The organism is Thermodesulfovibrionia bacterium (assembly GCA_030646035.1).
Lineage (GTDB): Bacteria > Nitrospirota > Thermodesulfovibrionia > UBA6902 > UBA6902 > JACQZG01.
Genome location: JAUSMY010000058.1, coordinates 156,001 through 164,003, shown reverse-complemented (window position 1 = coordinate 164,003; position 8,003 = coordinate 156,001). Strand labels below are relative to the sequence as shown.

At 43.3% G+C, this 8,003-nt stretch carries 9 protein-coding genes; all 9 read right to left on the bottom strand.

Annotated features, from left to right (window positions below):
• Positions 1-168 (bottom strand): GTP-binding protein (locus tag Q7U10_11155; GenBank protein MDO8283158.1); only part of this gene is annotated, 168 nt, incomplete at its 3' end.
• 12 nt (positions 169-180) lie between these two features.
• Positions 181-2,259: an elongation factor G gene (fusA, locus tag Q7U10_11150; protein ID MDO8283157.1), complete on the bottom strand. Its 2,079-nt coding sequence runs from the start codon at positions 2,257-2,259 to the stop codon at positions 181-183.
• Between the two features lie 15 nt (positions 2,260-2,274).
• The gene (gene rpsG / locus Q7U10_11145) at positions 2,275-2,745 is read right to left on the bottom strand and encodes a 30S ribosomal protein S7 (GenBank protein ID MDO8283156.1); all 471 of its coding nucleotides are present in this window, start codon (positions 2,743-2,745) and stop codon (positions 2,275-2,277) included.
• Between the two features lie 19 nt (positions 2,746-2,764).
• The gene (gene rpsL, locus Q7U10_11140) at positions 2,765-3,136 is read right to left on the bottom strand and encodes a 30S ribosomal protein S12 (protein MDO8283155.1); all 372 of its coding nucleotides are present in this window, start codon (positions 3,134-3,136) and stop codon (positions 2,765-2,767) included.
• A gap of 133 nt (positions 3,137-3,269) precedes the next feature.
• Positions 3,270-3,980 (bottom strand): YwiC-like family protein, encoded by a 711-nt coding sequence (locus Q7U10_11135; GenBank protein MDO8283154.1) that lies wholly within the window; start codon positions 3,978-3,980, stop codon positions 3,270-3,272.
• A 4-nt stretch (positions 3,981-3,984) separates the two neighbouring features.
• Positions 3,985-4,677: a tetratricopeptide repeat protein gene (locus Q7U10_11130; protein MDO8283153.1), complete on the bottom strand. Its 693-nt coding sequence runs from the start codon at positions 4,675-4,677 to the stop codon at positions 3,985-3,987.
• Between the two features lie 46 nt (positions 4,678-4,723).
• On the bottom strand, positions 4,724-5,269 hold the full coding sequence (locus Q7U10_11125) for a hypothetical protein (protein ID MDO8283152.1): 546 nt from the start codon (positions 5,267-5,269) through the stop codon (positions 4,724-4,726).
• 78 nt (positions 5,270-5,347) lie between these two features.
• Entirely contained in the window at positions 5,348-6,016 is a 669-nt protein-coding gene (locus tag Q7U10_11120) for a hypothetical protein (GenBank protein MDO8283151.1), read from the bottom strand.
• Between the two features lie 33 nt (positions 6,017-6,049).
• Positions 6,050-7,963 (bottom strand): molecular chaperone HtpG, encoded by a 1,914-nt coding sequence (gene htpG / locus Q7U10_11115; protein MDO8283150.1) that lies wholly within the window; start codon positions 7,961-7,963, stop codon positions 6,050-6,052.
• Between the last annotated feature and the right edge of the window lie 40 nt (positions 7,964-8,003).

Below are 8,003 nucleotides of genomic sequence, written 5' to 3'. Positions count from 1 at the left end.
CTCTTCAGGGGCGTTGTCTATCGAATCATATGCACGGTATACTGCTCCGCCGCTGAATGCCAGATATTTTGTTATAGCTGCCGTTAATGTGGTCTTCCCATGGTCAACATGCCCTATTGTTCCTACGTTAACGTGCGGCTTTCCTCTGTCAAATTTCGCCTTTGCCATAAATCCCCTCCTTTATTCCCCTTTGGCCTTGGAGATTATATCTTCTGAAATATTTTTTGGGACTTCTTCGTAGTGTTCAAACTGCATCGTATAATTAGCACGGCCCTGAGAGCTAGACCTCAAATCGGTAGCATAACCAAACATTGAAGAAAGAGGAGCAAGGCAAGTTATTACCTGAACCGGTCCCCTCTGCTGCATGCTCTGTATCTTCCCGCGCCTTGAATTCAGATCGCCGATAACATCCCCCATATACTCTTCAGGTGTTACTACCTCTATGACCATTATAGGCTCAAGCAAGGCTGGAGATGCATTTTTTGCTCCGCTCTTGAATGCCATTGACCCTGCGATCTTAAATGCCATTTCAGATGAGTCAACCTCATGATACGAGCCGTCAATGAGCGTCACCTTAACATCCACAACAGGGAAACTTGCCATCACCCCGTTCTCAAGTGCCTCTTTGACTCCCTTTTCAACAGCAGATATATATTCTCTCGGTATTGAACCGCCGACTACCTTATTAACGAACTCAAACCCACCGCCCGGCTCAAGCGGTTCCATATCTATAACAACATGGCCGTATTGACCGCGGCCTCCGGACTGCCTTATGAATTTGCCTTCTGCCTTTGTTTTCTTTTTTATCGTCTCCCTGTAAGCTACCTGAGGCTTTCCGATATTTGCTCCTACCTTGAATTCCCTGATAAGCCTGTCAACTATTATCTCAAGATGAAGTTCACCCATACCTGAAATAATCGTCTGGGCGGTCTCTTCATCAAAAGAGACCTTAAATGAAGGGTCTTCCTGTGCAAGTTTTCCAAGAGCGATAGAAAGCTTCTGCTGATCCGCCTTTGTCTTCGGCTCGATTGCAACAGATATGACAGGAGCGGGAAATTCCATTTTTTCAAGGATCACGGGATGGTCCTCGGAACAAAGAGTGTCACCTGTCAAGGTACTCTTTAATCCTACTGCCGCAACTATATCACCTGCATGTACATCCTTAATATCTTCCCTCTTATTTGCATGCATCTTAACAAGCCTGCCTATACGCTCTTTCACATCTTTCGAAGAGTTATAAACGTATGATCCGGTCTCTAAAACACCGGAATAAACCCTTAAGAAAGTAAGCTGTCCTACAAACGGGTCGGTCATTATCTTAAATGCAAGAGCAGAGAACGGTTCGCTGTCATCAGGTCTCCTAACTAACTCAGCGTCCGTATTAGGGTCGATTCCCATTATTGGCGGGACATCTAAAGGAGAAGGCAGGAAGTCTACAATTGCATCAAGAAGCTGCTGAACCCCTTTATTTTTAAATGCTGTGCCGCAAATTACCGGGGTAATCTTTAAGTCATTGGTGCCTTTTCTCAGAGCTTTCATCAAAAGGGCGCTATCGACATCTTCCCCTGCCAGGAACTTCTCCATTATCTCATTATCAACATCAGCAAGAGCCTCGATCATCTTCTCCCTGCATTGAATAGCCATTGGAATTAAATCATCGGGTATATCACATTCGCGATATGTAGCTCCAAGATCTTCAGCATCATATATATATGCCTTCATTTTTACGAGGTCAACAGAACCCTTGTATTGATCCTCACTTCCGATAGGCATCTGGAAGATAACAGGATTAGCTCCCAGCCTGCTGATCATGGAATTGACACTCATAAAGAAATCAGCGCCTACCCTGTCCATCTTATTGATGAACGCTATTCTGGGGACCTTGTACTTCTCTGCCTGGCGCCATACTGTCTCAGATTGTGGTTCAACTCCTGAAACAGCATCAAAGACAGCAACTGCTCCGTCCAAAACCCTGAGAGCACGTTCCACTTCAATGGTGAAGTCAACATGTCCCGGTGTATCAATTATATTGATTCTGTGATCATTCCAGAAGCAGGTTGTTGCAGCAGAAGTTATCGTTATGCCCCTCTCCTGTTCCTGAACCATCCAGTCCATAACAGCTGTACCCTCATGGACCTCTCCTATCTTATATGTCACACCAGTATAATAAAGTATGCGCTCGGTCGTAGTGGTCTTGCCGGCATCAATATGCGCCATTATCCCGATGTTTCTTGTCTTATCTAATGATATCGATGTCATAACCGCTTCCATAACCTACCATCTGTAATGAGCAAAAGCCTTGTTGGCCTCAGCCATCTTGTGAGTGTCTTCCCTCTTCTTAATAGAAGATCCAGTATTATTTGCCGCATCCATTAATTCTGCAGCCAATTTTTCTCTCATAGTCTTTCCGGGGCGTTTTGCAGCGAAACCAATTATCCACCTGTATGCCAAGGCCTGACGTCTATCCGGCATTATGTCAGTAGGCACCTGATAAGTAGCTCCGCCAACACGCCTGGATTTAACCTCTACTGCAGGCTTCACATTATCAAGTGCTGACTTGAAGACCTTTAACGGGTCGTTCCCTGTCTTTTCCTTGATGATATCAAGAGCGCCGTAGCAGATCTTTTCTGCCACAGACTTCTTCCCTTCTTTCATGAGCGAGTTGATGAACTTGCTCACTATCTTGCTGTTATGTATCGGATCCGGTAGGATCTCTCTTTTATCTGCTACTTTTCTTCTTGGCATTGTTTTTTACCTTTGGTAATTATTTTGGTCTTTTTGCTCCATACTTCGAGCGTCCCTGTCTGCGTTCAGTAACTCCAAGAGTGTCCAGCGTGCCTCTTACAATATGATATCTGACACCGGGAAGATCCTTTACCCTGCCGCCTCTGATCAGGACGATTGAGTGCTCCTGAAGATTGTGGCCGACTCCTGGGATATAAGCAGTCACTTCCATTTTATTGGTAAGTCTTAACCTTGCAACTTTTCTAAGAGCTGAGTTCGGCTTCTTTGGAGTTGTGGTATAGACTCTAGTGCAGACCCCCCTTCTCTGAGGACATTCCATCAGAGCCGGACCCTTGGCCTTCTTTACCACTTTCTTCCTGCCATTTTTTACCAGTTGTTGTATTGTCGGCACGTTTCCTCCGTTTTACCCTTCAAACACTGCTTTTGATAAACCAGTTGTAAGACTATACAGAATATCAATTAATACTTTTTTTGTCAACAGGTTGAGAGATAAAAACTTAAGTACCTGAAGATGTGGGGGTTTATTATATATAAAAAAGATATAAAAGTGTTAAAAACATAACGCCTTTTACAAGCTCGACATTCCCTGTGACCTTCAATCGCTCATCTCTGAACCAGATGGCATTTGTAATGTTTTCTACCAAAGGAAGCAGTATCATGCAGGATATATCACTGTAATAATAAAAGATCAAAACAGAGGAACAGTAGGTGACCATTACAGCTCTGAAGAAGGCCGTCTTTTTTATCCTCATTCTTACCTTGAATACTCCGGCACCAAAAAAGAGGAACACTGCAAGATAAAGTTTTAATGATAAGACTCCAGTTGCCATAAAATATATGATAGGAGCCGATATGGTAAGCAAAGAAAAACCTGAAAGTTCAGCAATAAGAAGATGCTCCTTATTAACACCAATGAAAAAAAGATAAAGAATAATAAGAAGGAAAAAGACATTGAAATGCGGCAGTCCTTTTTCTAAAAACGGCAACAGAAGAAGCAAGCCTGAAGTAAAAAATAAGACCGTCCATGCCAGAGCAGTTTTGTCCATACGCCTGCCTTTGACAAGAGGAGCAAGTGAAGCCTTGGAGTTAATAAGCAGAGCAATCCCTGCTGAGGTAAGAATTATATTAAATAATGTTTCATCCCAACTGATCGACTGGCCGGCCAGAATTCCTGCAGCGCAGGAAAATATAAAAACAAACCATGCGCCATGCTCTTTAACTAAAGGGACTCTCATGCCATTATTTCTTTATCAGATCCCAAAGCTCCTGAGCCGCATGGCCATCTAACAACTTAAGCTTTTCATATATCTCATTAGCAGAGCCATTGTCATGCAGGGCTATATAAGCGATCCCAAGATTATAATATGCCTCGGCATTATCAGGCCTGAAATTTATAAACTTCTCATAAGCCTCAACCGCTTCTTCAAATCTCATCAGCCTGGCATAGTTAAAGCCGAGGTCATAATAAATTTCAACATTATCAGGGCTTAATTGCAGTACCTTTTCATAAGCTGACACAGCATTCTTATGCATACCAAGTGTTCCGTAGTTCCAGCCAAGATTGATATATGCTTCTACAAAATCGGGCTTGAGCTTAATCGCCTCTTTATAAGCATCGACCGCCTCCCTGTACAACTCCAGGTTACTGTAGTTAATGCCGAGATTAAAATAGGCCTCAGCAAAATCAGGTTTAAGCCTGACCGCCTCCTTGTAAGCTTCTACTGCTTCACTATACTTTCCTATCCTGGCATAGCTCAGCCCGATATCAAATTGTATCCCGGCATCCCGGCTTTCTGTAGCAGCAATAGTGTTGCCTTCAATGGCAGTATTTAACGCGGCATCAGAGACCCCTGCAAACATAAGCAATATAAAATTAAGGACTACAAGATGCGCTAAAAAAAACCTGTCTCTAAAAATATTTATCTTATTCACCTTTACCGAATAAACCTTCCAATCTCAAAGTTGACCATAAAACTGATCAAGGAAATGTCACAGCCTGGAATTTACCGTTCTTGTCTGTGAAATGCAATTTTTTAATATCTTTCCCGGAGATAAGATACTCAAGAGTTGCATTTATCTCATCGGAAGAAACCCCCTCTATCTTCTTTCTGACAAGATATATGGCATCTACCACCTTGATACTGCGATGATGCGAATTGATATATAACTCATCCAGCCCGGCAACAAGCTTATCGCTTGCTATCCCTTTGATAAAGAAGCGGGTCATATCCTTCTCATTATCATCCTGAAGATACATTATAAGTGAAGTTATCTCATCCTTCTTCTCTCCCGGCTTTTTTGTGGATACTTCTTCATTTTTCATGTCCTTATTGATCATGTCAGCCTGACTGCTTATTGCGACATACGCCCCTCCGGCAATGAAACCGCCTATAAAACCATATTTTGAAGGGACATCCCATCTTACCCATTCATTCCCTGAAAAATGAAAGACATCTAAAACCTCGGCATTGCCTGTGGAAACAAAACTAAAGAGCAGCGCTATTAATAAAAACGTTCTTTTCATAATACCCTCCTGATGTAGTCTCTTATGGTCTATACCTATTATTGTAAATCAAATGGGGAGATTATGGAAAAATGGAAGTTATTTGCTGCCGGCAAGCACTCTTTCCAGATCAGAAGAAAACTGTTTTGATTCCCGCTTAAGAAAGCCCTTAACCTCATCCCAGCTGACTTTCTGACCTTTCATGTACACAGGTTCAGGATTAAAATCCGCACTTGAAAAATCAACAAGCGAATGGCCTATATCAATGGCGTTCACCATCTCTTTTCCAAAGCGTTTTATCATATGCTTGGCAACATCCTGAAAAGGAATGCTCTTGAGGACAAAATATATATCTACAAAATCCCCTTTGGTGCCGTTCTGGCTTACAGCCATAAGCTTCATAGTGACTATATCCAGAACACCTGCGATATTAATATCCTCAACAGATAACGACTCCTGAATAAACGGGTAATCATATTCAAACAGAGAGAACCTTATGCCATCCACTTCAGCAAAGAGATACCCGTCTTCCTCGGAAATGATATTAAAAGGCCGACCGGTCCTTTTAATATCTGAGATGAGGGATTCCATACTGAAGAAAGTATCTGTATAAAAATCCAGGTTGCCGGAGATCCTGTGCCCGACCTGCAATGCCAGAGCGGTGCCGCCTGCCATAGTCCCATGATATTTTTTGATTATATCCTTGAGGCTGAGCAACACCTTCCAGCCTGCCTCTGAGAGACACTCTTTATGGATCTGTATTGTCATATAGATGAAATTCTCATGTAAATAAAGATACCTCTAATTGTCATTATGCCCGACATTCTCAACCATGAGTTTTGCTATGGCCTTTGCAAAAGCGGCAGAATCCTTTGGCTTGGAACCCTCAAGCAGAAGCGCCTGATTATAAAGAAGGTCTACGTACTCCTGCAGTATCGGGCTGTTCTTGTCTTTTTCAAACATGCCGTTCATGGAATGCAGGATAGGATGTGACGGGTTTACCTCAAGTATCCTAAGATTTCTGGGCACATCCTGGCCCATCTGTCTCAAAAGCTTCTCGACCTGCGCGTCCATCTCCCCTTCATCCGCCACAAGGCAGCATACCGAATCCCTGAGCCTTCCGGAAAGCCGCACATCCTTCACATCATCCTTAAGCCGGTCTTTTATAAGGTCAAGGAGTGCCTTATACTTCTTCCCAGCCTTCTCTTTTTCCTCTTTATTGTTACTGTCCAGCGTCACATCGCCTTTGATCACTGACTTCAGCTTCTTCCCTTTATACTCAAGAGAACTCATTACGATATCATCAATATCATCCAGCATTATGAGGACCTCGTAATCTTTCTCCTTAAATACCTCAAGATAAGGGGAATTAAGAGCATCATCAAGTGACGCAGCTGTTATGTAAAATATCTCACCCTGACCCTCTTTCATATCCTTAACATAGTCCTGGATGGTCCTGAGCTTGTCGCCTTCGGCCTTGGTGGACTGGAAGAGAAGCAGCTCAGCGATCGCCTCTCTTCTTTGAAAGTCAAAGTGAATACCCTCTTTAAGCACCCTTCCAAAGTCATAATGAAACTTAAGGTACTCGTCATAATCATTGTTCTTCATCTCAGCGAGGGTATCGAGTATCTTCTTGGTAAGGTTATTTTTTATGATATCGATCTGCCGGTTGTTCTGAAGCATCTCTCTTGAAACATTCAGCGGCAGGTCTGAAGAGTCAACGACGCCTTTTACAAATCTCAGATAAGGGGGGATCAGTTCCTCACAATAATCCATGATCTTCACCCTCTTGACATAGAGGGATAGGCCTATCTTGTACTCCTTGTATAAAATATCCAACGGCCTCTTTGCCGGGATATAGAGAAGCGCTGCAAATTCATAATTCCCCTCAGCCCTGAAGTGTATCACCTTTGCAGGGTCAGAAAAATCATGCGCTATGTGCTTGTAGAATTCATTGTATTCTTCGGCAGAGACATCTGATTTCGGCTTAAGCCATATCGCCTTCTGGGAATTGAGCTTCTCTTCCTCTTTTATCTTTATCTTATCACCCTTCACGATCGAGCTCTCTTCTTCATGCTCAACATCCATAACTACAGGGTGTTCAATGAAGTCAGAGTATTTCTTGACAGTCTCCCGTATGGTCCACTCATCAAGATACATCTTCTCTTCTTCTTTGAGATGCAGGATCACATCCGTGCCCTTCTTCTCTTTTGCCGCATCCTCAACTGTAAAAGTCCCGTCAGCAGCAGATTCCCACCTTACACCTGTGGCCTTATCATGTCCTGCCTTTCTCGAAAGTACGGTAACCCTGTCCGCAACCATATATGACGCATAAAACCCCACGCCGAACTGCCCGATAAGTTCGGGGTTGTCCCTGACCTCCTTGCTCTGTATCGCTGCAAGGAACTCCCTGGTGCCGGAGTGGGCGATGGTGCCTATCTCCTCAATAGCCTCTTCCTTTGTCATGCCGATGCCGTTGTCGCTTATGGTCAGAGTCCCGGCAGCCTTGTCAGCGGATATCTTTATCTTCCACTCCTTATCATCTTCAAGGATGTTCTTATTCGTCAGGGATTCATAACTCGCCTTGTCGATAGCGTCAGACGCGTTGGAGATAAGCTCCCTGAGAAAGACCTCCTTATGCGAGTATAGAGAGTGAATCATCAGATCAAGTATCTGCTTTGTCTCTGTCCTGAATTCCATTGTCTGTTTAGTCATTAGAGTTACCTCGCTCAATTAAAGATGAATTTAAAAACAC

What these genes read in the sequence shown, in the direction of transcription:
- rpsG (MDO8283156.1), bottom strand. Translation starts at nt 2,745, where the DNA reads ATGCCAAGAAGAAAAGTAGCAGATAAAAGAGAGATCCTACCGGATCCG.
- Q7U10_11135 (MDO8283154.1), bottom strand. Translation starts at nt 3,980, where the DNA reads ATGAGAGTCCCTTTAGTTAAAGAGCATGGCGCATGGTTTGTTTTTATA.
- fusA (MDO8283157.1), bottom strand. Translation starts at nt 2,259, where the DNA reads ATGACATCGATATCATTAGATAAGACAAGAAACATCGGGATAATGGCG.
- htpG (MDO8283150.1), bottom strand. Translation starts at nt 7,963, where the DNA reads ATGACTAAACAGACAATGGAATTCAGGACAGAGACAAAGCAGATACTT.
- Q7U10_11125 (MDO8283152.1), bottom strand. Translation starts at nt 5,269, where the DNA reads ATGAAAAGAACGTTTTTATTAATAGCGCTGCTCTTTAGTTTTGTTTCC.
- Q7U10_11120 (MDO8283151.1), bottom strand. Translation starts at nt 6,016, where the DNA reads ATGACAATACAGATCCATAAAGAGTGTCTCTCAGAGGCAGGCTGGAAG.